Annotated in this window: 17 protein-coding genes; 4 read left to right on the top strand and 13 right to left on the bottom strand. The window is 67.0% G+C overall.

Features of this window, described 5'->3' with window-relative positions; genetic code table 11:
• The first annotated feature begins 9 nt into the window (after window positions 1-9).
• The gene (locus ABIA30_RS03960; RefSeq protein WP_370062256.1) at window positions 10-1254 is read left to right on the top strand and encodes a glycosyltransferase; all 1245 of its coding nucleotides are present in this window, start codon (window positions 10-12) and stop codon (window positions 1252-1254) included.
• 15 nt (window positions 1255-1269) lie between these two features.
• Here ABIA30_RS03960 and ABIA30_RS03955 read toward each other — a convergent pair whose 3' ends face one another.
• From ABIA30_RS03955 to mutA, 8 genes are all read right to left on the bottom strand, one after another.
• The gene (locus tag ABIA30_RS03955) at window positions 1270-2667 is read right to left on the bottom strand and encodes a hypothetical protein (protein ID WP_370062254.1); all 1398 of its coding nucleotides are present in this window, start codon (window positions 2665-2667) and stop codon (window positions 1270-1272) included.
• A gap of 39 nt (window positions 2668-2706) precedes the next feature.
• Window positions 2707-4104: a hypothetical protein gene (locus ABIA30_RS03950; protein ID WP_370062252.1), complete on the bottom strand. Its 1398-nt coding sequence runs from the start codon at window positions 4102-4104 to the stop codon at window positions 2707-2709.
• A gap of 4 nt (window positions 4105-4108) precedes the next feature.
• On the bottom strand, window positions 4109-5599 hold the full coding sequence (locus tag ABIA30_RS03945; RefSeq protein ID WP_370062250.1) for a condensation domain-containing protein: 1491 nt from the start codon (window positions 5597-5599) through the stop codon (window positions 4109-4111).
• A 63-nt stretch (window positions 5600-5662) separates the two neighbouring features.
• Window positions 5663-11929 (bottom strand): sulfolipid-1 biosynthesis phthioceranic/hydroxyphthioceranic acid synthase, encoded by a 6267-nt coding sequence (gene pks2 / locus ABIA30_RS03940; RefSeq protein ID WP_370062248.1) that lies wholly within the window; start codon window positions 11927-11929, stop codon window positions 5663-5665.
• Window positions 11930-12532: 603 nt separating this feature from the next.
• Complete coding sequence (locus ABIA30_RS03935; RefSeq protein ID WP_370063317.1) at window positions 12533-13771, bottom strand: serine hydrolase domain-containing protein; 1239 nt, start codon at window positions 13769-13771, stop codon at window positions 12533-12535.
• Window positions 13772-13918: 147 nt separating this feature from the next.
• Complete coding sequence (gene meaB, locus ABIA30_RS03930; protein WP_370062246.1) at window positions 13919-14893, bottom strand: methylmalonyl Co-A mutase-associated GTPase MeaB; 975 nt, start codon at window positions 14891-14893, stop codon at window positions 13919-13921.
• A 10-nt stretch (window positions 14894-14903) separates the two neighbouring features.
• Entirely contained in the window at window positions 14904-17183 is a 2280-nt protein-coding gene (gene scpA, locus ABIA30_RS03925; RefSeq protein ID WP_370062244.1) for a methylmalonyl-CoA mutase, read from the bottom strand.
• Window positions 17184-17185: 2 nt separating this feature from the next.
• Complete coding sequence (mutA, locus tag ABIA30_RS03920; RefSeq protein ID WP_370063315.1) at window positions 17186-19015, bottom strand: methylmalonyl-CoA mutase small subunit; 1830 nt, start codon at window positions 19013-19015, stop codon at window positions 17186-17188.
• Window positions 19016-19190: 175 nt separating this feature from the next.
• Here mutA and ABIA30_RS03915 point away from each other — a divergent pair, with 175 nt between their 5' ends.
• Window positions 19191-19928: a TVP38/TMEM64 family protein gene (locus ABIA30_RS03915; protein ID WP_370062242.1), complete on the top strand. Its 738-nt coding sequence runs from the start codon at window positions 19191-19193 to the stop codon at window positions 19926-19928.
• Window positions 19929-19933: 5 nt separating this feature from the next.
• Here the strand turns inward: ABIA30_RS03915 and ABIA30_RS03910 are convergent, their stop codons facing one another.
• Genes ABIA30_RS03910 through ABIA30_RS03900 form a run of 3 tightly spaced genes read right to left on the bottom strand, consistent with a single transcriptional unit; the run spans window position 19934 to window position 21967 of the window.
• Window positions 19934-20311 (bottom strand): DoxX family protein, encoded by a 378-nt coding sequence (locus tag ABIA30_RS03910; protein WP_370062240.1) that lies wholly within the window; start codon window positions 20309-20311, stop codon window positions 19934-19936.
• A gap of 2 nt (window positions 20312-20313) precedes the next feature.
• The gene (locus ABIA30_RS03905) at window positions 20314-21516 is read right to left on the bottom strand and encodes an SPFH domain-containing protein (protein WP_370062238.1); all 1203 of its coding nucleotides are present in this window, start codon (window positions 21514-21516) and stop codon (window positions 20314-20316) included.
• Between the two features lie 19 nt (window positions 21517-21535).
• Window positions 21536-21967 (bottom strand): NfeD family protein, encoded by a 432-nt coding sequence (locus ABIA30_RS03900; RefSeq protein WP_370062236.1) that lies wholly within the window; start codon window positions 21965-21967, stop codon window positions 21536-21538.
• A gap of 59 nt (window positions 21968-22026) precedes the next feature.
• Here ABIA30_RS03900 and ABIA30_RS03895 point away from each other — a divergent pair, with 59 nt between their 5' ends.
• Both ABIA30_RS03895 and ABIA30_RS03890 read left to right on the top strand, forming a co-directional pair.
• Window positions 22027-22890, top strand: a complete 864-nt coding sequence (locus ABIA30_RS03895; RefSeq protein WP_370062234.1) for a hypothetical protein — start codon at window positions 22027-22029, stop codon at window positions 22888-22890.
• A 58-nt stretch (window positions 22891-22948) separates the two neighbouring features.
• The gene (locus ABIA30_RS03890; protein ID WP_370062232.1) at window positions 22949-23353 is read left to right on the top strand and encodes a DUF4189 domain-containing protein; all 405 of its coding nucleotides are present in this window, start codon (window positions 22949-22951) and stop codon (window positions 23351-23353) included.
• 8 nt (window positions 23354-23361) lie between these two features.
• On the opposite strand, the gene ABIA30_RS03885 is transcribed toward ABIA30_RS03890, so the two are convergent.
• Together ABIA30_RS03885 and inhA are read right to left on the bottom strand one after the other, a co-directional pair.
• The gene (locus ABIA30_RS03885) at window positions 23362-24375 is read right to left on the bottom strand and encodes a ferrochelatase (RefSeq protein WP_370062230.1); all 1014 of its coding nucleotides are present in this window, start codon (window positions 24373-24375) and stop codon (window positions 23362-23364) included.
• A gap of 14 nt (window positions 24376-24389) precedes the next feature.
• On the bottom strand, window positions 24390-25199 hold the full coding sequence (gene inhA / locus ABIA30_RS03880; RefSeq protein ID WP_370062228.1) for an NADH-dependent enoyl-ACP reductase InhA: 810 nt from the start codon (window positions 25197-25199) through the stop codon (window positions 24390-24392).
• Window positions 25200-25215: the final 16 nt, after the last annotated feature.

The following is a 25215-nucleotide window of genomic DNA, read 5'->3' as shown; positions in this document are numbered from 1 at the left end:
GGGTGCCGCGTGAAGTTTGCCGTCGCGGTCCACGGGACCAGAGGCGATATCGAACCGGCTGGTGCCGTTGCGCAGGAACTGCTGCGGCGCGGCCATGAGGTGCGGCTGGCGGTACCGCCCAATCTACGGGAGTTCGTCACGTCCGCCGGGTTGCCCCAAGCAGCCAGCTACGGGGTGGATTCCCAGCAGCAACTCGACGCCGATCTGTTCCGCGAGCTGCACACTGTGCGCAACCCGCTCACGGTGCTGCGCGAGTCCCAGGAATACATCGCCCAGGGTTATCCGGAGATGTCGGCGACGCTGACCGAGATGGCCGCTGACGCCGATCTGATCCTGACCGGCACGACCTACCAGGACGTCGCCGGGAACGTGGCCGAGCACCACGACATTCCGCTGGCGGCCCTGCACTACTTCCCGTTCCGTCCCAACCGTCAGGTGCTGCCGGTGCCGGTTCCGCTGCCGATGTCGGTGATCCGACGCGGATTCGGCGTGGTCGAGTGGGGTCACTGGCGGCTGAGCAAGCCGTCGGAGGACGCTCAGCGCCGCAACCTCGGTTTACCGCCGGCGAAGGTCAGCTCGGTTCGTCGAATGATCGAGCGCGGCGCCCTGGAAATCCAGGCCTACGACGAGGTGCTGTTTCCCGGGCTGTCGGCCGAATTCGGCCCGGACAAGCCGTTCGTCGGCTCGATGTCGATGCAGTTGGGCACCGAGACCGACGCTGACGTGATGTCGTGGATAGCCGCGGACAAGCCGCCGATCTACTTCGGTTTCGGCAGTATGCCGGTGAAATCCCCTGCCGAGGCCGTGTCGATGATCGATCGGGTCTGCGCCGAGCTCGGCGAACGGGCGTTGATCAGTGCCGGCGTCTGGGATCTGGGTGACCTGACGCTCGGCGATCACGTGAAGCTGGTGGGCCCGGTCAACCACGCGGCGGTGTTTCCGTTGTGTCGGGTGCTGGTCCACCACGGTGGCGCGGGTACCACCGCAGCCGCGGTCCGTTCCGGGGTCCCCGCGGTGGTGCTGTGGGTCGCGGCCGACCAGCCGGTCTGGGCCAATCAGATCAGGCGACTCAAACTTGGTGTGGCGCACCGCTTTTCGAGCGCCAATGCGAAGGTGCTGCACAAGGCCTTGCGCACCGCCCTGCAGCCCGACTATCAGGTCCGGGCCCGCGCGGCCGCCGCCCGAATGATCCAGCCCGCGGACAGCGCCGCGCGCACGGCGGACCTACTGGAGAAGGCGGCCTGCCGCCGCTGACCTGTTGACCGTCGGTCAGAAGGTCATGGTCGGCGTCAGACCGAACTCCGCGGCTGTCTCATCCAGCAGTTCGCGCAGCGCGGCCCGGCGGTTATCGGCACCGGTGCGGTAGCCGATCACACCCAGGATCAGCTGACCGTCGTACCGCGCGGACGCAACGATCAACATGCCACCGGTCCGATCGAGATCGGCCTTACGCATGTTCTGATCGGCTCCGGCAGCGGTCACGAAAGTGGCGTTGGTGGCGCCGTCGACACAGCCCACCATGGTGGGTATCTCGCCGAAGTTCGAGCAGGTGACCGGAACATCACCGAACACCAGGTCCGCGGTCCGATTGACGGCGCGCTTGGGGATGAACGGGGTCAACGGCAGCAATGCGAACGACTCGTCGGGCGCATCCTTGATGGACTTGAGTGCACCGCGGATATTGCTGCGCATCTCGGTCAGGTCAGTGGTGACCCCGTGCGGATCGACCACGATGTTGGTGAACAACATGGCGTTGGCCCGGGTGTCGTCGAGCGTCAGACGGTCGTTGATCACCACCATCAACGACACCTTGCCATCGGAGCTGCGACTGCGGCCCATGCGCCGGCCCAGTTCTGCCGCGAACCCCGCGACCAGTGAATAGCTGTTGCCGTTCAGCGCCTCCGCGCGCGCATCCCATTCGGCCGCGTTGAAGATCGCCGTGGCGAACGGCACCCGCACATACTCGTCGCTGCCAGAGTGCGGAGCCACCGGCGGACGCTGGTTGCGGTTCTCGGCCACTGCGTTGTGGTGTCGATAGGCCATCTTGGCGGCATTGACCAACGCCTTGCCCGTCTCGGGAAGGTCGCGCCGGGCCTGTCGCAGATCCGACCGGATGGCCCGCCACTTGGTCCGGGAGCCGGGCGGATCATAGAGATGCTCGCGGCGGTGACCCATCATCGCTTCGAGCGCGGACATCACGCCACCGGCCCCGTCGATCACGCAGTGCGACACCATGATCGAAATGCCGGTGGAGCCATCGCTGAACGGCTGCACTGCGATATGCCAGCTCGGCCCGTTCACCGGATCGATCGGCGTATGCGTGCGCTCCTCGAACCAGTCCCCCAATTCCGAACGGGGCCTTGTATTTTCGGCAACATCCAGCGGTACCGCGGAGTCCTCGGGCAGTACCCAGCGATGCCGGCCGAACGGCAGCGGCGAACGCTCGATCCGGCGGGCCGCCATGGTGTGACTGAAGTTCTCGTGGAACTTGTGTAACCCGTCGTAGTCCACCGGCTTCTCGTAGAACCAGATGGCGTGCATGACCTGCACCCGGCCACTGGCCGTGTTCGACAGGAAGGTGGCCTGATCCATGTACGGTAGGCGGTCGTCCAGCTCATCGACCTTGTCAGTCGAGCGACGGAACAGTTTTCGCAGGCCGGTCGACAATGGGCCCTCCGATAGGCATTCGATTAGGTGGACTTCAGACTAAAGGTAGACGCCGGAGAGCCCGAATTCGGCCAGCGTCTCTTCAGCATGCTTGCGCAGCTGGTCCTTGGTGTTGATCGCGCCCGGCTGATAACCGATCACCGGCATGGCCACCTTGCCGTTCACCCGCATCACGATCACGGTGAGCAGCCCGTGGCGATGCTCGAGCACATCGCGGGAGATCTGCCCGTCGACCCCGCGGGCCATCATGTACTCGGCCCGGGTGCCGTCAGGCGATGCCACGGCTTCGGGTGCGTTGCCCACGTTCGAGCAGGACACCGGTTGTTCCCCGAAGCCGACCGCCAGATCGGCGGTGCGGGTGACCGCACGCTTCGGGACGAACGGAGTCAGCGGCAACACCTCATAGCGCTCGTCGGGCTCCTCGTGCATCTGCCGGATCGCCTCCCGCATGATGGCGCGCGTCCCGGACAAATCCTGGTTCACACCCCGCGGATCGATCCGGGCATTGCCGAGCAATACCGCGTTCGCCCGGGTGTCCCCCGGCGAACGATCATCGATCGGCACGATCAGCGGAACGACACCGACGGACTCGTCGAACCGGCCCAGGTTCATGGCCAACCTGGCCGCGAACGCTGCCACCAGGGAATGGTGATTGCCGCCCAGCTCGGCAGCCCGGCGGTCCCATTCGTCGGTATCGACAAACGCCCAAATTGCCGGCACCACAACGTTTTCGGCGCCGACCGACGCTGGTGCACCGCCGGAGGAGCCCATCGCACGCAGTTGGTCGCGCTGCTTCCAGCCCTGCTTGGCCGTGGCCACCAGGGCCCGGCCGACCTGAGGCAGGTCCCGCACGGTCTGGCGCAGATCGGCGCGGACGGCCCGCAGCCGCGTGCGCGACGCCGGCTGCGGGTAAGCGGTGTCGTCGATGCGCCCCAGTGCGGCGTCGGCCATCGCGCGGAGCATGCCGCCCCCGTCACCGACACAGTGCGACACCACCAGGCTCAGCGCCGTCGCCCCGTCATCGAGCGGCTGCACCGCGAGCTCCCAGGACGGCCCCCACTCGGGGTCCAGCGGAACCTGCGCGTGTTCGTCCAGCCAGTCACTGAGCTCGGAGCGCGGCCGGACTTCCTCGATCCGGATCGGCAGCGGCGGGCCCAGCGAGGACACCCAACGATGACGACCGAACGGCAGAATCGACGGTTCGATCCGTCGTCCCCACAGCCCGTGGCCGAAGTTGTAGTGGAAGCGCCGTAGCCCATCCATGTCGACGGGATGTTCGTACACCCAGACGGACTGCATGACGGCAGCCTGCCCGGTTGCGCGCAAGCCCAGGAACATGGCTTGGTCCACGTAAGCCAGGACGTCGTCGCCACTGCCCTCGGTACCCGTCAAACGTCGCAGCGAGCGGGCGCGCAATTCACCCGCGCTCGTCGTCACCCAATCAGCCCTTCACAGCCCGAATCAGGTCGGTACGGCAGCCGTTGTGGCGCAGGGCGTCGGAGCGACCGGTGCCGCCCGGTGCCGGAATCGTCGACCATCCGCCGTCGGCGACCCGCAGGTAGATCGCCTTCATGGCATGCAGATACTTGTCGATCGATTCACGGGCGATCGGGTTGTCCGGGAACGCGATGGTCACCGTGGTCTCCTTCTCGGCCCGGTTGACCCAGATGCCCACCTGGTACGCCGAACGGGCGTCGCTGTAGACCCGGCCGTTGAGCCGCTCCCACTCGTTCATGATCGCCGGCGACAACGGAGGCAGGTTGGTGTCCAGGTAGGACACCATCGGCACGCCCGGATCCGGCTTGCGGATACCCGGCACGACACCCTCGGCCAGTTCCAGCACCCGCTCGAACGGCACGTGCGCAAGCTCCAGTCCGGAGTCGAACGCCTTCTGGATCGCCCGTGCGGTGACGCCGAACGACTCCGGGTCGACCGGCACGCTGATCGGAACGATACCGGTGAACCACCCGGTGGTCATGAACTCGGCAGGTGTCCTGCGCGTGGTCGTCGGGGTGATGACGTTGTACATCTCGCGGCCGGTGACCTCGTACTCGGCCAACGCCGCGCACGCGATCACGCCACCGATGACGCGGGCGCCCTCGGTCAGGCAGGCTGACTCGAAACGCTCGGACTGGTGCTTGTCCATCAGGCGGACGGTCAACAGCTCACCGCCGCACGCCACCGTCGGATCACCCAACGGCAGCGGGAAACGCGGCAGCGTGCCGTCATTCGCCTCGGCGAACTTGATCCAGTCCTTGACCTCGGGCGACTCGACCGTCAGTGCCGAGGTGAACTCCTGCTGGCGCGTGCAGTAGTCGGCGTAGCTGCCGGCCTCGGTCAGCTGGATCGGCGGGGCGCCACTGATCAGCGCCGCGTACATCAGGTGAATCTCGACCAGGACCAACCCCATGAACAGCGCGTCGGTGTGGACGTGATCGATGCTGATGTAGAAGGTGAAGTGGTCCTCGCGCTGGATGATGCCGAAGTGGAAGCAGTCCCACTGCAGCGGATCCGGGGTGGCCAGCACATGCTCGCGCCATTGTGCGGCCGTCATCTCACCGTGCTCGGTGGCAACAAGCTTGATGTCCCGGGGGTTCTTGGCGGTGCGCCGTACCACGTCGTTGTCATCGTTCAGCTCGAACCAACTGTGGAAGGTGTCGTGCCGACGTACATAGGCGTTGATGACGTGGGTCATGGCGCGGATGTCGCATTTACCGGGCATGTCCCAGGCCGGGATGTTCAGCCGGGCCATGTCGGTGCCGTTGGTCTGGTGCGACCGGAAGGCACGGATGTGCTGCGCCTGCTGGTAGCTCACCGGTACGTCGCTGACCGGTGCGTTCTTCAATTTGGCATACGACGCCGTCGAAGGGTTCCACGACACCAGCACGCCCGCGGAGCCCATCCAGTCGTGGATCGCTCTAATCGCAACCATGTTCACTCTCCTGTACTTCGGTGAGTTCTGTGCGCGGCATCTCTGACGCTGTGTAATGACTCGTCATGACGACGTGGCCGCCGTTCCCAAGATCGCCTCACCGAGGCGATCTGCCAGTGCCCGCACGTTCGTGATATCCGACGAACCGATGCGGACGCCCGTTTCGGACTCGATCCGGGTTCGGAGCTCCAGAGCTCCGAGCGAATCCAATCCGTACTCAGCAAGCGGACGGTCAGGATCGACAGACCGCCTAAGGATCATACTCATTGCGTCGGTAATCAGCCGCCGCAAACGCGCAGGCCGCTCATCTTCGGACAATGAGTGGAACTCGTTGAGGAATTCGCTGGTGCCGCCTTGGCCCCGTCCCAGGCTCGCGAACGACTCAGCGAACTTGCTGGTCTGAGCGAACGCGACCAGCCAATCCGCCCCTGCGATCGGTGCATATCCGGCGTAGGCCCGATTGTGCCGGACGAGCATGTCGAACGCGTAAGCGCCGTCTTCCGGTTCGATTGCCATCGTGTCATCTTCGGCCAAACCCTGACCCGCACCGATCTTGGACCAGGCACCCCAGGCGATCGAGGTCGCCGGTAGTCCCTGGGCCCGGCGCCAGCTGGTGAAGGCGTCCAGCCAGCTGTTGGCCGCGGCGTATGCGCCCTGACCGGGCGAACCCACCATGGCGGCCGCAGACGAGAACGAGCAGAACCAGTCGAGCGAGCGACCGGCGGTGGCCTCGTGCAAATGCCACGCGCCGTACGCCTTGGGTGCCCAGTCGCGGTCCACCAGCTCATCGGTGATATTTGCCAATGTCGCATCCTCGACCACGGCTGCGGCGTGCAACACACCTGAGAGCGCCTTACCGGTCTGCTCAGCCGCCGCCACCAGGCGGGCGGCGGTTTCCGGCGCTGCGATGTCGCCCAGGACCACCTCGACCTCGGTGCCGCCGCGACGGATCTCGTCGATCGCCTTCGCGGTCGGGCCGGTCGGCTCCGAGCGCGAGTTCAACACGATGCGTCCACAACCGCCGTCGGCCATCTTGCCGGCCAGGAACAGACCCAGACCGCTGAGGCCGCCGGTGACGATGTACGAACCGTCGGCTCGATACACCGGCGCCTGATCCGGTCCCAGCGCAACCTCGTACTCGCCGGTGTGCGGGATGTCGAGCACCAACTTGCCGGTATGACCGGCCGCGCCCATCAGGCGGATCGCGGTGGCGCCGTCGCTGAGCGGGAAATGCGTGGTCTGCGGTACCGGCAGGGTGCCGTCGGCAATCTTGTCGAAGATCGCCACCAGCATGCCGCGGGTGATGCTCGGGTTGGTGAGCGTCAGCAGGGCCAGATCCAGCGCGTAGAACGACAGGTTCCGGCGGAACGGGAACAGGCCCATCCGGGTATCGCCGTAGATATCGCGCTTGCCGATCTCGACGAACCGGCCGCCGAACGTCAGCAACTCGACACCCGCGCGCTGCGCCGCACCGGTGAGCGAGTTGAGCACCACATCAACGCCGTAGCCGTCGGTGTCCCGCCGGATCTCGTCGGCGAAAGCCGTGCTACGCGAATCGTAGACGTGCTCAATTCCCCAGCTGCGCAACAGGTTTCGACGTTCGTCGCTACCTGCGGTGGCGTAGATCTCGGCGCCGGCCGCACGGGCGATCGCGATCGCCGCCTGTCCGACACCGCCGGTGGCCGAATGGATCAGCACCTTCTCGCCGGCGCTGATCCGGGCGAGGTCGTGCAGGCCGTACCACGCCGTGGCATGGGCGCTGGGCACCGCCGCCGCACTGCCCTCGGGCAGATCGTCCGGGATCTTCACCGCCAGGTTGGCATCGCAGGTGACGAACGTCTTCCACGCACCGGTGAGCGAGATACCTGCGACCCGGTCACCGATCTGATGGTCGGTCACGCCGGGCCCAACCCCGGTGACCACACCCGCGAAGTCGGCGCCCGGCTCGGGCAGCCGCCCCTCGAAGCTCGGGTACCGGCCGTACGCCACCAAGACATCGGCGAAGTTGAGGTTCGAGGCCGCGACCGCGACCTCGATCTGCCCCGGTCCGGGAGCCACCCGGTCGTAGCCCACCAGCTCGGCCGACGACAGATCACCCGGTGTACGGACCTGCAGCGCCATGCCGTCATGCTCAGGGTGAACCACCTTGGTGTGGCGTTCCTCGGGCTGCAGCTGGCTCAGGTTCAGGCGCGCGGTGTACCAGGCACCCGACCGCCAGGCGGTCTCGTCCTCGTCCGATCCGGACAGCAGCTCGGCGGCGACCAGGGCGATATCGGTTTGTGTGTCGAGGTCGATCTGGGTCGGCCGCAGGCCGGGGTGCTCCATGCCGATGGACCGCAGCAGGCCGCGGATACCGCCCTGCTCGAGGTTCGCGACGTCATCACCGAGCACAGTGCGAGCACCACGGGTCAGCACGTACAACCGCGCCGGCTGGCCCGGAACGTCAGGCAGCCCCTGCAGGCCGTGCACCAACTGGCGTACCACTGCGGCACCCCGCTGGGCAGTGCCGAAATCGGTCGAACCCTGCTGGGGCTCGGTTGCGAACACCACACCCTTGAACGGCTTGGCCGTCAAGGTCGTCTGCAGCGCTTCCAGATTCGCCGCGTGGTCGGCATCGGCCGGCCACGCCATGACGGCGACCTCAGCTTCATCCGACCGCAGCGCGTCTGCCAGCGGCGCGACGTCTGCGTCATCGTCGGACAGGCTGATCAGCAGCCACCTGCCCGGATCCACCACGTCAGCGACGGGTGCCTCCTGGGTGCGCCAGTCGATACCGAGCAGACGGTCGTTGAGCAACCGGTCGCGCTGGCCGGCCTCGGACACCCCGGTGCCCAGCCGCAGGCCGGTCACCGCCAGCAGCACGCAGCCGTTCTCGTCGAGCACGTCGATGTCGGCCTCGACGGCCGTCGGAGTCGCCGCGCCCAGCCGCACGTAGCAGTAGTGCGCGTTACGCGTGGAATCGAACGCCCGCAGGCGCCGCACGCCGAGCGGCAACATCAGTGCGCCGGTGGCGTCCTGGTGCAGGTCCGGGTGAGCGGCGACGGCCTGGAAGCAGGCATCCAACAACGCCGGATGGACCGTGTAGGCACTCTGCTGCGACCGGATCGCACCGGGCAGGGCCACCTCGGCCAGCACGGTATGGCCGGCCGCGGTATGTGCGGCTGCCAAGCCCGTGAAGGCCGGGCCGTACTGGATTCCCCGATCGGCGAACCAGCTGCGCAGCTCCCCGCCGTCGATGTCGCCGGAGTGCGACGACACCAGCTTGGTGATGTCGTAGGCCGGGCGTACCGCGTCGTCCTCGAGGGGGTGCAGAGTGGCCGCAGCCCGACGGGTCTGCTCGCCGTCCACGTAGGTCTCGATCAGGAACTCGATGTCACCGGAGGTCGCCGTGGTTGCGACGGCCGACAGTGGGGTCTCGTCCTCGAGCAGCAGCATCGCCTCGAAGGTGACATCGCGGACCTCGACTGCCTCATTACCGAGCACCGAGCGGGCCGCACCGAGCGCCATCTCGCAGTACGCGGCGCCTGGCATGGCGGCCACGTTGTGCACCTGGTGGTCGCCCAGCCAGGCCTGCACACCGGTGCCGACATCGGACTGCCACACGTGCCGCTCCGGCTCCTCGGGCAAGCGCACGTGCGCACCCAGCAGCGGGTGCACCGCGAGCGAGGCCCCGCCCGGAGCCTGCTCGTGCGGGTCGCGGGTGAGGATCAGGTGAGTGCGCGTCCAGGTCGGCAACGGCACGTCGACGAGGGTGCCGTCGGGATACTGCGCGGCGAAATCAATTGCTGCACCGGCACTGTGCAAGTCGATGACGACCTCGCGCAGGCCGTTGTCCACGCTCTGATCACGCCGCATCGCGGCCAGCGCCGCGATGGTGATGTCCTGGTGTCCGGCGTTCTGGTTGACCGCGTGCACCAGCAGCGGGTGCGGAGCCAGCTCGACGAAGACGCGGAAGCCGTCCTCCAATGCGGCCTGAACCGCGGCGCCGAAGCGCACGGTGTGGCGCAGGTTCTCCACCCAGTAGTCGGCATCGAAATCGGCCGGGTCACGCGGGTCGTAGAGGGTGGCCGAGTAGTACGGCACGGTCGGCTCTTCGGGGTCCAGGTCCTCGAGGGCATCGGCGAGCTCATCGAGGATCGGGTCGACCTGCGGGGTGTGGGATGCGACATCCACTGCCACCTCGCGGGCCATCACGCCGCGCTCTTCCCATTCCCTGATCAGCGTGCGGATGGCGGCCTTGTCACCACCGACCACTGTCGACGTCGGTGATGCCACCACGGCCAGCACGACATCGCCGACGCCACGCGCACCGAGTTCGGAGAGCACCTGCTGGGCCGGCAGCTCCACGGAGGCCATGGCGCCGGAGCCGGACACCTTCAGCATCAGATTCGAGCGGCGGCAGATGACCTTGACGCCGTCCTCCAGGGACAGGGCGCCGGCGACCACCGACGCGGCCGACTCGCCCATCGAATGGCCGATCACCGCGCCGGGCGTGATGCCGTACGACTTGAAGGTCTCGGCCAGGGCGACCTGCATGGCGAACACGGCCGGCTGGATGCGGTCGATACCGGTGACGGTCTCGGCCGCGGTGATCACCTCGGTGACCGAGAAACCCGACTCCTCCTCGATCAGCGGCTCGATCGCCGCGATCGTCGCGGCAAACACCGGCTCGGTAGCCATCAGCCCGGCTCCCATGGCGGCCCACTGCGAACCCTGGCCGGAGAACATCCACACCGGGCCGACGGAATCGTTACCGGCCGCGCGCTGGAACGGCACGTCGCCGCCCGACACCTCGTGCAGCGCGTCGACCAGGGTGCGTGAGCTGTCGGCCAGCACCGCGGTGCGTACCGGACGGTGGGCCCGGCGGCGTGCCAGCGTGTAGGCCACGTCGCCGAGATCGGGCTGGTCGGTCTGGGCGCTGACCCAGTCCGCGAGCCGACCGGCGGTCTGGCGCAGCTCGTCTGCCGAGGTCGAGGAGATCGGGAAGATGAACGGTGCGGTCAGCGCGGGCCGTTCGGTGTCGATCACGCGCGGTGCAGCGGGAGCCTCCTCCAGCACCGCGTGCACGTTGGTGCCGGACAGGCCGTATGCCGACACCGCGGCGCGGCGCGGGTGATCGTTGGTGGTCGGCCACGGGGTGTTGGTCTGTGGCACGAACAGCTCGGTCTTGATCCGGGCAATCTCCGGCGGCATCTGATTGAAGTACAGGTTCTTGGGCACGACGCCGTGCTGCAGGGCCATAACGGCCTTCATCAACCCGATGGCGCCCGACGCCGACTGGGCATGGCCCAGGTTGGTCTTGACCGAACCGATGACGCACGGACCCGCGGTGCCGTAGACCCTCGCAAGACTGCCGAACTCGATCGGGTCGCCGACCGGGGTGCCGGTGCCATGGGCCTCCACGAATCCGATCGTGGTGGGGTCGACGCCGCCGACATCGAGCGCGCGGCGGTAGACCGCGACCTGAGCTTCCTCGCCCGGGGTTGCGATGTTGACGGTGTGGCCGTCCTGATTGGAGGCGGTGCCCCGGATCACGGCCAGGATTCGGTCGCCGTCGCGCTGCGCGTCGTCGAGGCGCTTCATCATCAGCACCACGGCACCCTCGCCAGAGACGAAGCCGTCGGCGTCGATGTCGAACGCGTGGCAGTGGCCGGTCGGCGAGAGCATGCCCTGCGCCGAACCCGAGGACATCTTGCGCGGCTCCAGCACGATGTTCACGCCACCGGCCAGCGCGGCGTCGCTCTCGCCGTCGTGCAGGCTGCGGCAGGCCATGTGCACGGCCAGCAGGCTCGACGAGCAGGCGGAGTCGACGGTGTACGCGGGGCCGTGCACACCGAGGTGGTAGGCGATCCGGCCCGAAGCCATGCTGTAGTTGTTGCCGGTGAAGCCGTAGGGACCCTCGATGGCGTGCGCATCGGCCGCGACCAACTGGTAGTCGCCGTGCGTCATACCCAGGAACACCCCGGTAAGTGAGCCGGACAGAGTCTTCGGATCGATGCCGGCGTGTTCGACCGCCTCCCAGGCGGTCTCCATCATCAGGCGGTGCTGAGGATCGATTGCGGTGGCTTCGCGGTCGCTGATACCGAAGAAGTCGGCGTCGAAGCCCGCGACGTCGTCGAGGAAGGCGCCCCACTTGGACACAGAGCGGCCGGGCACCCCGGGCTCGGGGTCGTAGTACTCCTCGGCATCCCAACGGTCCCGCGGCACGATGGTGACCTTGTCGTCACCGCGTAACAGCGACTCCCACAACTCCTCGGGTGACTCGATGCCCCCGGGGAGGCGGCAAGCCATACCGATGATTGCGACGGGCGTTGCCGGCGTCCCAGCCACGTAATCTCCACCTCTCCTGCAGCCTGCCGCCGATACCGACTCCCGGTTGTCACACCGGCGGTCCAGGGTGCGTTCGCCAAACTGTATTTGCCGTTTTAGCAAAAGCGCATCAAAAGCCTAACGGCTTAAATTAACTGATGCGCTGATTCACGATCGTTCTTTGACCGAAATTCCGGCACCGACCGTGACTTCGTTTCATCACCGAGCACCGGATTTCGGGGCGCATCATGCGAGTCGCGTCGTTGCGACCGCGATGATTCGCGGTGATTTCAAAGCTGCCACGGCGCGCAAGCATAGCGGGCTCCAGCGAACCTCGCGTGGGGCTGTGTCGACATGCTTCGGACGGACAGCAATCTCGGCGTTCGTGCTGCTCCGCCACTTCCGATGAATAGCAAACAGGTCGGCTGCGGCATCTATACAGGCTGGCGGCCTGCTAACCCCGCCCTGGCTATGAACATACTTATAGTACGAGAGCTTTTTAGTAGCTCCGACGCCGAAAAAAGAGTCGAACACGCCCGATCGCGCAGCGAAGGCGGTACCGGTTCGCCGACGACTTCGCCGGCCGGTCCGCAGCCGCGAACCGAAATGTTTGCCCACTCCTGCTCAGCCCGCCACCGAGGCCGGATCGCGGTACGACGCGCCGAACTCGGCGACACGCGTGAAGCCGTTGCTGCGCGCCTGCGTGACGCCACGCCGAATCATTGCGGCGAGGGCGACGAAACCGGCTTGATCGGCAAGCATCAGTGGTGTGAGCAACCTGTTGTGCACGAATCCGATGCCGACTCCGCTGTCCGGATCGGCCCAGCCGAGCGATCCGCCCAGCCCGACATGTCCGTAGCCCGGAAGGCCGCCGGGGAACGGCAGGCCGTGATAACCCAGGTTGAAATCCATCGGCAACCCGAGATTACCGTCGGGCCGCAAGCTGCCCGGGCCGCCGAATTGCGCGATCAGCCGAGAGGACAGGAACTGCTGGCCGTCGATCTGGCCTCCGTTGGCGATGGCGCCGTACACCCGGGACAAACCGCGCGCGGTCATCACCCCATTGGCGGCTGGCAGCTCGCTGTCCAGCATCGGTATGTCGCCCTGGACGGCACTGACCATCCCCCTGAAGTACAGCGAGGCGAACCCTGCCGACATCGGCAACGCCGCGAGCCGGCGGGCAATCGCATCCCACACCGGGGTGCGTAGCCGCAGCTGAGGCCCGATGATCTGGGCCGGCTGCGTCGGCGCTTCGACCGGTGGACGGCCGAGGTGGATGCCGTCTGTGTCCAGCGGCGCGGCCAGTTCGGTGCGGAACAGCTCGCGCATTCCGCGGCCGGTCACCGCACGGGCCAGGCCTGACATCAACCAACCGTAGGTGATCGCGTGGTAGGCCGGCTGGCCGCGCATCCAGCCCATCGGCGCGGCGGCCAACTGCTCCTCCATCCGGCGATGGTCGAGCATCTCCTGAAGCGTCGCGCCAGCCAGCCCAGAGAGCCCGGCACGGTGTTGCATGACCTGGCGGACGGTGACGGCGGCCTTGCCGTTGGCCGCGAAGGCCGGCCAGTATTCGGCCACCGGCGCGTCGTAGTCGATCAGGCCGCGGTCGGCCAGCCGATGGATGACCGTGGAGGCCATGCCCTTGGTGGCAGAGAAGACCATGGTCCCGGTATCGGCGTCCCATCGCCGGGTCCCGTCGCGGTCGGCGAAACCGGTCCAGATGTCGACCACTGGAACGCCGTCCAGGTACACCGACAGCGCGCCGCCGCCGAGATGATTTCCGGGAAACATGGCGGAGAAGGTCCGCGCCACACAGGCGAAGTTGGGGTCGGCGGCACCCTGTGTGCCGTGTGGCAGCCGCATCCCGACCTGACGCAGCGGTGTCACATTGCGTTCACGGCGATCCGAATCGTTCACGATCCAATGATTACTCGCGTCCCCGGCAAATTATCCAGGCGTTACCAATCCGTTAGGTGAGGTGTTTGCTGGAGGGTGGCGTCCATGCCGCGATCAGTACGCGAGATCGATGATCTGCTGGGCCGCCAGCGTGGGCGTCAACTCACCGTCGCGTACCTGGCGTTCCAGGTCGGCCCGCCGGGCCTTCACATCGGGATTGGACAACACCCGATCGAGCACCGCGTCGCGCACCATGGACCACGTCCAGTCCACCTGCTGATCTCGTCGACGAGCATCGAATTCACCTGCGGCGGTGAGGGTTTCGCGGTGTTTGAGGACGGTGTCCCACAGCGTGGCCAGGCCGTCTCCGTGCAGTGCGCTCATGGTCAGCACCGGTGGTCGCCACAGCGTGTCGCGCGGATAGATCAACCGCAGCGCACTAGCGAGTTCCCGCGCTGCGGCCGTCGCCTCGATTGCGTGCTCGCCGTCGGCCTTGTTCACCACCACGACGTCAGCAAGCTCAAGGACACCCTTCTTGATGCCTTGTAGCTGATCGCCGGTGCGGGCCAGTGTCAGGAACACAAAAGTGTCCACCATATTGGCCACGGTCACCTCGGATTGGCCGACGCCGACCGTCTCGATCAGCACCACGTCGTAGCCGGCGGCCTCGATCAGCACCACGGTCTCGCGGGTCGCCCTGGCCACCCCGCCAAGGGTGCCCGACGTCGGCGACGGCCGGATGTAGGCGTCGGGATGCACGGCCAACTGCGCCATCCGGGTCTTGTCCCCCAGGATCGACCCGCCGGTGCGCGTCGAGGACGGATCGACCGCGAGCACCGCGACCCGATGCCCTTGGTCGATCAGGTACATCCCGAGGGCCTCGATGGTCGTCGACTTGCCCACCCCTGGCACGCCCGTGATGCCGACGTGCAACGCACTGCCGGCCTCCGGCATGAGCTCCAGCAGCAACTGCTGGGCGCTGTCGCGGTGGTCCTGGCGGGTCGACTCGACCAGCGTGATGGCACGCGACAACGCCGCACGATCGCCGGCCCGGATCCTGGCAGCGAGTTCAGGAACCGGCGTCGTCATGCCCGGCGCATCAGAGCTGGTAGCCCAGACGCTGCGCGAGCTTGCCCAGCAGGCCGGTGGCCGCATCGGCGATCACCGTCCCGGGCGGGAAGATCGCGGCGGCACCAGCCTGGTAGAGCTCGTCGAAATCGCCCGGTGGGATCACGCCACCCACCACGATCATGATGTCCGGGCGGCCCACCTGTGCCAACGCGTCGCGCAGCGCGGGAACCAGGGTGAGGTGTCCGGCCGCCAGCGACGACACACCCACCACGTGCACGTCGTTGTCCGCGGCCTGACGCGCCACCTCGTCGGGGGTGGAGAACAAGGAGCCGACGTCCACGTCGAAGCCGATGTCGGCGAACGCAGTGGCGATCACCTTCTGGCCGCGGTCGTGGCCGTCCTGGCCCATCTTGGCCACCAAGATGCGCGGACGACGTCCGTCGGCCTCGGCGAACTTCTCCACCAATTCGGTAGCGGCAGTCATGTTGCTGGCCTTCCCGACCTCGTCCCGGTAGACCCCGGCGATGGTGCGGATCTCGGCCTGGTGCCGGCCGTACACCGACTCCAGCGCATCGGAGATCTCACCGACGGTGGCCTTGGCGCGGGCGGCGTTGATCGCCAGCGCCATCAGGTTGTTGTCCAGACTGGGTTCAATCCCCGAGTCGCTTCGCTCCTGCCCGCCGGAACCCCCACGCTCGCCGGCCGCGCGGGTCAGTTCGGCGAGTGCGGCCTGGGCGGCGGCCTCATCGCGGTCTGCGCGCAGCTGCTGCAGCTTGGCGATCTGCTCGGCGCGCACCCGGCTGTTCTCGACCTTGAGGACCTCGATCTCCTGGTCCTCGTCCACTTGATACTTGTTGACGCCGATCACCGTCTGCGCGCCGGAGTCGATTCGCGCCTGGGTCCGGGCGGCGGCCTCTTCGATGCGCAGCTTCGGGATGCCCTCGCCGATGGCCTGCGCCATGCCACCGTGCTCGGTGACCTCCGTGATGTGGGCGCGAGCCTTCTCGGCGAGTTGGTGGGTCAGCCACTCGACGTAGTACGAACCACCCCACGGATCGATCGGGCGCGTGGTGCCGGACTCCTGCTGCAATAGCAGCTGGGTGTTGCGGGCGATGCGGGCCGAGAAGTCGGTCGGCAGCGCCAGCGCCTCGTCCAGGGCGTTGGTGTGCAGCGACTGGGTGTGGCCCTGCGTTGCGGCCATGGCCTCGATACAGGTGCGAGCCACGTTGTTGAACGGGTCCTGCGCGGTCAGTGACCAGCCCGAGGTCTGCGAGTGGGTGCGCAGCGACAGTGACTTGTCGGTCTTGGGGTCGAACTGGGCGACCAGCTCGCTCCACAACAACCGGCCGGCCCGCAGCTTGGCCACCTCCATGAAGAAGTTCATGCCGATGCCCCAGAAGAAGCTCAAGCGCGGCGCGAACTTGTCGATGTCCAGGCCGGCATCCAGGCCTGCCTTGATGTACTCGACGCCGTCGGCCAGCGTGTAGGCCAGCTCCAGATCGGCCGTGGCACCGGCTTCTTGGATGTGGTAGCCGGAGATCGAGATGGAGTTGAACTTCGGCATCTTGGTGCTGGTGTAGGCAAAGATGTCCGAGATGATCCGCATCGACGCCTTGGGCGGGTAGATGTAGGTGTTGCGGACCATGAACTCTTTGAGGATGTCGTTCTGGATGGTGCCGGCCAGCTTCTCCGGCGGCACTCCCTGCTCCTCGGCGGCCACCACGTACAGCGCCAGGATCGGCAGCACGGCGCCGTTCATGGTCATCGAAACGCTGACCTGACCGAGGTCGATGCCGTCGAACAGCTGGCGCATGTCGAGGATGGAATCGATTGCCACGCCCGCCATTCCGACGTCACCCTGCACGCGCGGATGGTCGGAGTCGTAGCCGCGGTGGGTGGCCAGGTCGAAGGCCACCGACAGGCCCTTCTGCCCGGCGGCCAGGTTGCGCCGGTAGAACGCGTTGGATTCGGCAGCCGTCGAGAAGCCGGCGTACTGGCGGATGGTCCACGGCTGATTGACGTACATGGTTGGGTACGGGCCGCGGATGAACGGCGGCAGACCCGGGAAGGTGTCCAGCGGATAGCCCTGGGCCGCAGCATCATTGCGGTCCTGTGCGATGTACACCGGCTTGACGTCGATGCCCTCGGGTGTGGACCACGTCAGCTGCTCGGCGGTATAGCCGTGAGCCTGCGCGGCACCGGTGACGTGTGCGTCGACGGTCGGCAGGGTCGGTGCGTCCGGGGCATCGCCCTGCAGCGGTACCTCGGCGAAATTCGGCACCTTGGCGACATCGGTTGAACTGGTCATTCTCATGCCCCCAATCGGGTGAGCAGGGTCGAAAGAGCTTCGACGGCATCGATTTTCATGGTCAGGTAGTCGTCCGGCTGATCGGCCGCGTCGGCGACCGCGCGCTGCGGGCCGGCCAGGTAGACGTGGCTCACGCCGGCGTCTCGGGCGGCCTTGACCACGTCGGACGCCTCGGTGCCGTACCGGGCGTCGGTACCGCAGACGACGGCCGCGTGGTGACCGGCCGCGGCCGCAGCCACGCCCGCGGCGTCCACAGTGCCCGGGTTGATGGCCTCGATACCGCCCGATGCCAACAGGTTCGAGGCGAACGTGGTGCGGATGTTGTGCTCGGCCAGAGGGCCCACCGGCAGCAGCACCGCCTGCGGACGCTTGCCGTGCTCGGCCAGGAAGGAATCGGAACGGTCCCGCAGCGCCTCGAACGCGGCGGCGTAGCGGTTCACCCCCGGCAGTGATCCGGTCCGCGACGGCGGCTGCAGCGCCGTCTCGTCCAGGTTCGGGAACTCGTTGATGCCGGTGAGCGCGGTCCGGCGGTGTGCGATGTCGTCGGACCGGACGGCCGCGACAGCGGCGATCTCGGCAGCCAGATGATCGCTGCCGGCGACGAAGCCGCCACGAGATTCGATGTCCTGGAAGCGCTTCCAGGCCTCCTGTGCCAGGGTGGCAGTCAAGTCCTCGACAAACCACGAGCCGCCGGAAGGATCGAGGACCCGGCCCAGATGCGATTCTTCGAGCAACAACAGCTGGGTGTTGCGGGCCATACGCCGGCTGAAACTGACTGCGGTACCGGGCAGTCCGCCCTCGATCACGGCATCGAATGGGTCGACCAGAACGGTATCCGCGCCGCCGACACCCGCGGCGAATGCGGCGACCGTGGTGCGCAGCATGTTCACCCAAGGATCGCGCTGGGACATCATCGCCTTGGACGTGACCGCATGCACGACCGCGGCTCCCGCGCCCGGTTCCCCGACCACCTCGGCCACGCGAGCCCAAAGTTGGCGTACCGCACGCAATTTGGCAATGGTCTCGAACTGGTCGTCGGAGGCGGCGAGTCGGAAGCTGATCTGCCGCAGCGCATCGGCTCCGGTGATGCCCTGGTCGGCGAGCAGGCGCAGATAGGCCACACCGGCGGCGATCGCGCCCGCCAGTTCCAGTGATGCGCTGGCGCCCAGGTTGTGCAGCGCCGCCCCGTCGACGGTGATGGCGCGAACTCCGCCGGCGAAGGCGACCGACTTGGCCGCGACGGCCACCACGTCCTGCTCACTGCCGGACGTGGTGCCCGACAGTGCTGCGGTCAGCGGATCGGCACCGAAGTCGACCGACAGCCGGCTGCGCTGCTCCTCGTCGAACGCCTGCACAAGTTCCAACACCTGTTCGGCCGCAGCGGCGTAGTCCGCTCCGGCGTGTAGGACGACCGGCACGAGGTCGAGGAAGACGCCCTCGAAGACGCGGTCGAGCTGCTCGGCAGGCACGCCGCCGTCACCGACTCGCACAGACAGGGCGCTGGTGCCCTCGGTGAGCGCCAGCAGGACTGTGCCGTTCACAGTGCCGGCATCGCTGTCCGCGACGATCGGGAACGACTCGGCGACCTTCCAACCCGACAGCACGTCGCGGTTGGCGTCACCGCCGCGGGTGTACGGCCACCGGCCGGGCAGAGCCGGCTCTGCCAGCGCGTCCAACCCGGTGTAGAGCGGCCGGATCGCGGCACCGTCGTAGGTCGGCGTATCGAGCAGCCGCTCAGGCTCCCCACCGAGTTCGGCGGGTTCCTTTCGGGTGCTCTTCGCGAGCACCCCGGCAACCCCGACGCGCCAACGTTCCCGACCGGCTTCCAACATGCCGGTGCTGGAACCAGACTCCTGTACGGACACCGAGACCTCCTCGTCGCAGGTGTGACGTATCACCCGGTAGATCAGGCTAAATGATCGCGGTCACCACCTCGTGCCGTGGTCCGCCCAATGGACACGCGCACGACACCGGGCATTCGCCGATCGCCCCGTAGTCTTTGAAGACGTGAACCCCGTCGTCAGCGCGCTGCGTGCAGTTTTGGCCGCGGCCGCGGCAACCGCCGCACAGATGCCGTTGCGCCGCGCCGTCGGCATCGCGGCGGCAATTGTGATTCTTGTCGCAATCGGTATTTGGGTTCCGTTGCCCACTGCCGTCCAGATGCGGGACTGGGCGACCTCTGTCGGCCCATGGTTCCCGCTGGCCTTCCTGGCCGCCCACACCGTGGTGACGGTCTTGCCGTTCCCCCGCACCGCGTTCACTCTCGCCGCGGGCCTACTGTTCGGCCCGGCGCTGGGAGTGGCGCTGGCCGTGGTGGCCAGCACCGCCAGCGCACTGATCGCGCTGTGGCTGGTACGGGTGCTGGGCTGGCAGCTGAGCAAGCTGTCGCACCGGCACATCGACACGCTCGATGCCCGGCTCCGCGAACGCGGCTGGGCATCGATCCTCTCGATGCGCCTCATCCCGGCTGTGCCGTTCTCAGTGCTCAACTACGCGGCCGGGGCATCATCGGTGCGGGCGCTGCCCTACGCACTGGCCACCTTCTTCGGACTGCTGCCCGGCACCGCGGCCGTCGTCATCCTGGGTGACGCACTCACCGGACGGCTCAGCCCCACGCTGCTGCTGGTGTCGCTGTGCACCGCCAGCGTAGGGGTCGCCGGGTTGATCTATGAGATCCGGATTCACCGCCGCACCGCGAGCGCTCCTGCGGCATCGGACACGGTGGCCTCGGCCACGTCCAGCTGAGCCGCCTACGGCAGCTCCGCCTGCGGTGACCGCTCTGGTACGCCCTTGACGGTCATCGCTCCGTACAGCGCCAGGAACAGCGCCGCCGGCGCCATGTTCTGCGGCTTGTCGTGTGCCCGGATGTGCGCGGTGACAGCCAGCGTGAAATACAGTGTGAGCATTGCCGTGGTGAGCCGGCCGAGCGCCGGAAAGCGTTGCGCCGCAAGCAAACCGACGGCCGCCGCGGCCTTGGATCCGACCAGCACCCACCGGTACTCCACCGGAAAATTCACGTCCACGAGCGCCTGCTGGATCGGCGCGAGCGGGACGGCACACGCTGCCGCGTCACCGGCCTGGAACAGCGCGAGCGCGACGTAGGTCTTGGGGGATGTGAGAACAGTCATGGTCACCTTGCGTGCAGTCCGGCGGGCGGATCGATTTCGGGGGTCTGACGCGCCGGCACAGGCTGAGTCGGCGGCGCTTGCAGTGGCGGTGGGTTGTAGCCCGGTTGCTGCACCGGGATCCGGGCCTCGGCCTCGGCCTTGGCGACGGCCTGCGCGATCGCCGGGTCGGCCTGGGTGGAGAACCAGTCCGCCACCTCGTCGGCGTCGTCATCGGTGCCGTGCGGGTTGGGCTCCACCGGCGACGGCGTGTAGCGGAACACCCCGTCCTCCCCTGGGGCGCCGAGCAGCTTGGTGAAACCCTGTAGCGCCGAACCGAAGTCGCTTGGCACCACCCACACCTTGTTCGCCTCGCCCTTGGCGATCTGCGGCAGCGTCTGCAGATACTGGTACGCCAACAGCTCCGGGGTGGGCCGGCCGGCCTTGATTGCGGCGAACGTCTTCTCGATGGCCTTGGCCTGGCCCTGTGCCTGTAGGTACTGCGCGGCGCGTTCACCCTGGGCTCGCAGGATCCGAGACTGCCGCTCGGCCTCAGCAGCCAGGATGGCGGCCTGCTTGGCACCTTCGGCGGCCAGGATCTGGGCTTGCTTCTGCCCCTCGGCCTGCTTGATCGAGGCCTCCCGGCTGCCCTCGGCGGTGAGGATCATGGCGCGCTTCTCGCGGTCGGCGCGCATCTGCTTCTCCATCGAATCCTGGATGGACGGCGGCGGGTCGATGCTGCGCAGCTCGACGCGGGCGACCCGCAGTCCCCAGCGCCCGGTGGCCTCATCGAGCACCCCGCGGAGCTGTCCGTTGATCTGGTCACGGGAGGTCAGGGTCTGCTCCAGCGTCATGCCGCCGACCACGTTGCGCAGCGTGGTGGTGGCCAGCTGTTCGACGCCGACGATGTAGTTGCTGATTTGGTAGACAGCGGCCTGCGGGTTGGTGACCTGGAAGTACACGACGGTGTCGATGTTGACGGTGAGGTTGTCCTCGGTGATCACCGGCTGTGGCGGGAAGGACACCACCCGCTCACGCAGGTCGACCCGGGCGCGGATCTTGTCGATGAACGGCAGTAGCAGGGTCAGCTGCCCGGAGACCGTCTTGCTGTATCGGCCGAGTCGTTCGATGACCGCGGCCTCGGCCTGCGGGATCAACGCAACTGACTTCACCACCACCACGATGGCAAGCGCCACCAGCATCAGCAGCAGGACCAGGGCACCAGCCATTGTCGAGTTCCTCTCGTACCTAGATGGTCTTGTAGACCACTGCGGTCGCGCCGTCGATCCGCAGCACTGTGACGTGATCGCCCGCTTCGAACACATCGTCGTCATCGAATGGGCGGGCTGTCCAGACTTCGCCGTCGAGCTTGACCTGGCCCTCGTGGCGGGCGACCCGGTCCAGCACCAGCGCGCTCTTGCCCTCCAGCGCCTTCACCGGTTCGGGTAGACCGACGGCCGCGAACCGCTTGCGGAGGGTGGGACGGACCAGGATCAGCAGCAGCACCGAGACCGCCAGAAACACCACGCCGTCTGCCCAGATCGCCCAGTCGGCAGCCCAACTCACGCCCGCGGTGATCAGCGCGCCACCGGACAGCATCAGCAGGAACATGTCCCCGGTGAGCGCTTCGGCGCCGGCGAGTCCGATCGCCAGCACCAGCCACAGCAACGGCACAGGCATGCGACCAGCCTAGCGCCTTACCGCGCAGTTGGGCCGCGTCGAACTACACTGCGTCCATCATGTGGTGCCCTAGTGTTTCGCTGTCGGTGTGGACCAATGCCTGGCTTGCCGGGTTGGCCGCGCCCGATGATGTGTTGGATGCGTTATCGCTGTGGGCACCAAAGCATTCCATTGCCGCCTACGACTCCGACGCCGCCGCCCGGACGGGCCTGCCGTGGCCCGATCTGACGAACTACGGCGGTGTCTCGTTGTTGCAGACACTGCGGTCGGCCGCGGGTGCCTACCGCGCGGCGCCGGCGGTCAGCCTGGTGCTGCCGGTGCCCGGCGACGTCCGGGGATTGGCACCGGGCACCCAGTTCCATCAGGACGCGATCGCGGTGGGCGAAGCCATGGTGATCACGTCGGATCGCGGTGATGTGGTCGGCATGGTGCCGGACTTCGAATACGACGACAGCCCAGCTTCACTCGACGGACCCGATTTCGACGATGACGTGCTCGAGGTGAGCGCGCTGTCGTGGACGGTGTACTCGTTGCCCGGGGCCGTCGTCAGCGCCCACTACGACCTCGGCTACGAGGAGTACCAGCTGAAATCAGCGGTGCGGTCGGCCGCCGAGGCTTTGGGGCGGCTGCGCGCGATGGGTACGGACATCGAGGACCCACGCAGCATGGTCGAGGATCTGCTCGAGTCGATCCTGCTGCATCAGTTGCCCGACCATGCGCCGCAGCGCGCGGTTCGGGTACTGGAGAATGCCGCGCACGTGGACGCGATCATCACTGTCAGCGCCGGCCTGGCGCCGATCGGCCTGCAGAGTTCGTCGGAGATCCAGATCGCCAGCGACGCGCTGCGGCCGTTGGCCGATGTGGTGCGCTCGGCGCGATTGGCGGCCGTCGACACGATCCTGCATTCGGCCTGGGAGCGCTGAGGTCAACACCGATTGATTGGGATCGGTAGCGGTCAGGGTGGTTTGTACTGGCCGCACTATGAACATCACCAGCACGGTAAGCAAGATCGCCGCCTGTGCATTGCTGCTCAGCGGCGTGAGTACGCCAATCGCCAAGGCCGACATCGAGTTTGAATGCAAACCGGGATGCTGGGGGGCTATCGCGGCATCGTTGTCCAATGGCCAGGAAGTGATCCGATACAACTATCGGACCAAAGGAGAGGCCGAGGACGCCGCCGTCCTGTGGTGCGACGTCGAGGGCAAGACCAACGACTGCCAAGTGGTGGTGTCCGGACTGGGCTGCCTGTCGGTGGCCGACGGCAGTGACGGCAAGGCGATCGCGGGGCGCATCGCACCCACCATGGACGCCGCTGATGCCGCGGCCTTGGACGGGGCCGGACCCGGGTCGAAAATCAGCCTGCACGCCTGTAACGACTGGCTTTAGCGGCGTGTTCAGTCACCGCAGCAGTGTGGTGAGCACAAAGCCCCGTTGATGCTGGAGCCGTAGCCTGGTACCGGATCCGGGCCCGATATCCGGGCCGGCGCCGAGCTCGTCCGCACCTCATCGATCAAAGATGTTGCCAGCCGGGCGAATCGGGGGTCAGCACCGGGAGTTGCTGTGCGTACCAACGTGATTCCGGCCTCGCGGGCCTGCGTCGCGAGCTCATTGTCGAGGTCCCAGACCACCTCGATGTGGTCGGCCACAAACCCGATGGGGCACACGATGACGGCCCTGGCTCCACCGGAAGCCAAGGTGGCCAGGTGATCTCCGATGTCGGGCTCGAGCCACGGCACCTGTGGCGGGCCGGACCGGGACTGCCATACCTGGTCGTAGTCCGTCACATCGGCAGCGGCGGCAACCAGTCGGGTGGCATAGGCGACCTGACGGCTGTATAGCTGCGGGCCGTGCCGGCCATCGGCGGCCAACGGGATCGAATGCGCAGTGAACACCACCCTCGCGCCGTCACGAAGGTCGGCGGGCAGCTGTGCGCGGGCGGCACGAATACCGTCGGCGAACATCTCGACGAACAGCGGATGGTCGAAGTACTGCCGTAGCTTCACCAACTCGGGGGCATCCACCCCCGCCGCTGCCCGGCCTCTGGCGATGTCCTCGACGTACTGACGGCAGCTGGAGTAGCCGCCCCACGCCGAGGTGGTGAATACCGCCGCACGACGAACTCCGTTGTCCCGCATCGCGGTAACGGTGTCTTCGAGATAGGGATCCCAATTCCGGTTGCCGAAGTAGACCGGTAGTTCCGGCATCGCCAATTCGATCTGGGAGATCAGTGCCCGGTTGATCCCATTGATCGGTGACACTCCCCCGAAATGCAGGTAGTGCTCGGCCACTGCGTCCAACCGTGCGGCAGGGATGCCGCGACCCCGGGTGACGTTCTCCAGAAACGGTCGAACCTGTTCCGGGCCTTCGGGGCCACCGAACGACAGCAGCAGTAGCGCGTCGAATTCCATCTGACGCCCGTGCCTCAGAGCAGCTGGGTGCTGGCGCCACCGTCGGCGTAGATGATCGAGCCGGTGGTGGCCGGCAGCCACTCACTCAACAGCGCGCACACGGTCTTGGCGACCGGGGTCGGATCCTTCATGTTCCAGCCGATCGGGGCCCGCTGGTCCCAGCCCTCTTCGAGCAGCTGCATCTGCGCACCGGCCTCGTCGCCGAGCGCACCGCCCACGATGGCGCTCATAGCCAGGGTCCGGATCGGGCCCGCTGCAACCAGGTTCGAGCGAACGCCGACCTTGCCGGCCTCGCGCGCGACGAATCGGTTGACCGATTCCAGCGCGCTCTTGGCGACCGTCATCCAGTTGTAGGCAGGCATGGCGCGGGTGGGGTCGAAGTCCATGCCCACGATGCCGCCGCCTTCGTTCATGATGGGCAGCAGTGCTTTGGCCAGCGAGGCGTACGAATACGCCGAAATGTGAATGCCTTTGGCGATGTCCTCGTAGGGGGCGTCGAAGAACGGGTTGATGCCCATCCCGGTCTGCGGCATGTAGCCGATCGAGTGGACGACGCCGTCGAGCTTGTTGTCGGCGCCGATCACCTCGGTGACCCGCTCGGCCAGACTGGCCAGGTGTTCTTCGTTCTGCACGTCCAGTTCCAGCAGCGGCGCCGGGTTGGGCAGCCGGTCGGCGATGCGCTGAATCAGCTTCATCCGGTCAAAGCCGGTGAGTACCAACTCGGCGCCCTGTTCCTGGGCGACCCGTGCGATGTGGAACGCGATCGACGAGTCGGTGATGATCCCGGTGACCAGGATCCGCTTGCCTTCGAGCAAACCTGCCATTTGTACTGACTCCTTT

Source organism: Mycobacterium sp. MAA66 (genome assembly GCF_041261665.1).
Lineage (GTDB): Bacteria > Actinomycetota > Actinomycetes > Mycobacteriales > Mycobacteriaceae > Mycobacterium.
The sequence above is the reverse complement of the archived record's forward strand: the minus strand, read 5'-3'. Positions and strand labels throughout refer to the sequence as shown.

What these genes read in the sequence shown, in the direction of transcription:
- ABIA30_RS03945 (WP_370062250.1), bottom strand. Translation starts at nt 5,599, where the DNA reads ATGGTTGCGATTAGAGCGATCCACGACTGGATGGGCTCCGCGGGCGTG.
- ABIA30_RS03935 (WP_370063317.1), bottom strand. Translation starts at nt 13,771, where the DNA reads ATGCGGCTGCCACACGGCACACAGGGTGCCGCCGACCCCAACTTCGCC.
- meaB (WP_370062246.1), bottom strand. Translation starts at nt 14,893, where the DNA reads ATGACGACGCCGGTTCCTGAACTCGCTGCCAGGATCCGGGCCGGCGAT.
- scpA (WP_370062244.1), bottom strand. Translation starts at nt 17,183, where the DNA reads ATGACCAGTTCAACCGATGTCGCCAAGGTGCCGAATTTCGCCGAGGTA.
- mutA (WP_370063315.1), bottom strand. Translation starts at nt 19,015, where the DNA reads ATGTTGGAAGCCGGTCGGGAACGTTGGCGCGTCGGGGTTGCCGGGGTG.
- ABIA30_RS03910 (WP_370062240.1), bottom strand. Translation starts at nt 20,311, where the DNA reads ATGACTGTTCTCACATCCCCCAAGACCTACGTCGCGCTCGCGCTGTTC.
- ABIA30_RS03905 (WP_370062238.1), bottom strand. Translation starts at nt 21,516, where the DNA reads ATGGCTGGTGCCCTGGTCCTGCTGCTGATGCTGGTGGCGCTTGCCATC.
- ABIA30_RS03900 (WP_370062236.1), bottom strand. Translation starts at nt 21,967, where the DNA reads ATGCCTGTGCCGTTGCTGTGGCTGGTGCTGGCGATCGGACTCGCCGGC.
- ABIA30_RS03895 (WP_370062234.1), top strand. Translation starts at nt 22,027, where the DNA reads ATGTGGTGCCCTAGTGTTTCGCTGTCGGTGTGGACCAATGCCTGGCTT.
- ABIA30_RS03890 (WP_370062232.1), top strand. Translation starts at nt 22,949, where the DNA reads ATGAACATCACCAGCACGGTAAGCAAGATCGCCGCCTGTGCATTGCTG.
- ABIA30_RS03885 (WP_370062230.1), bottom strand. Translation starts at nt 24,375, where the DNA reads ATGGAATTCGACGCGCTACTGCTGCTGTCGTTCGGTGGCCCCGAAGGC.
- inhA (WP_370062228.1), bottom strand. Translation starts at nt 25,199, where the DNA reads ATGGCAGGTTTGCTCGAAGGCAAGCGGATCCTGGTCACCGGGATCATC.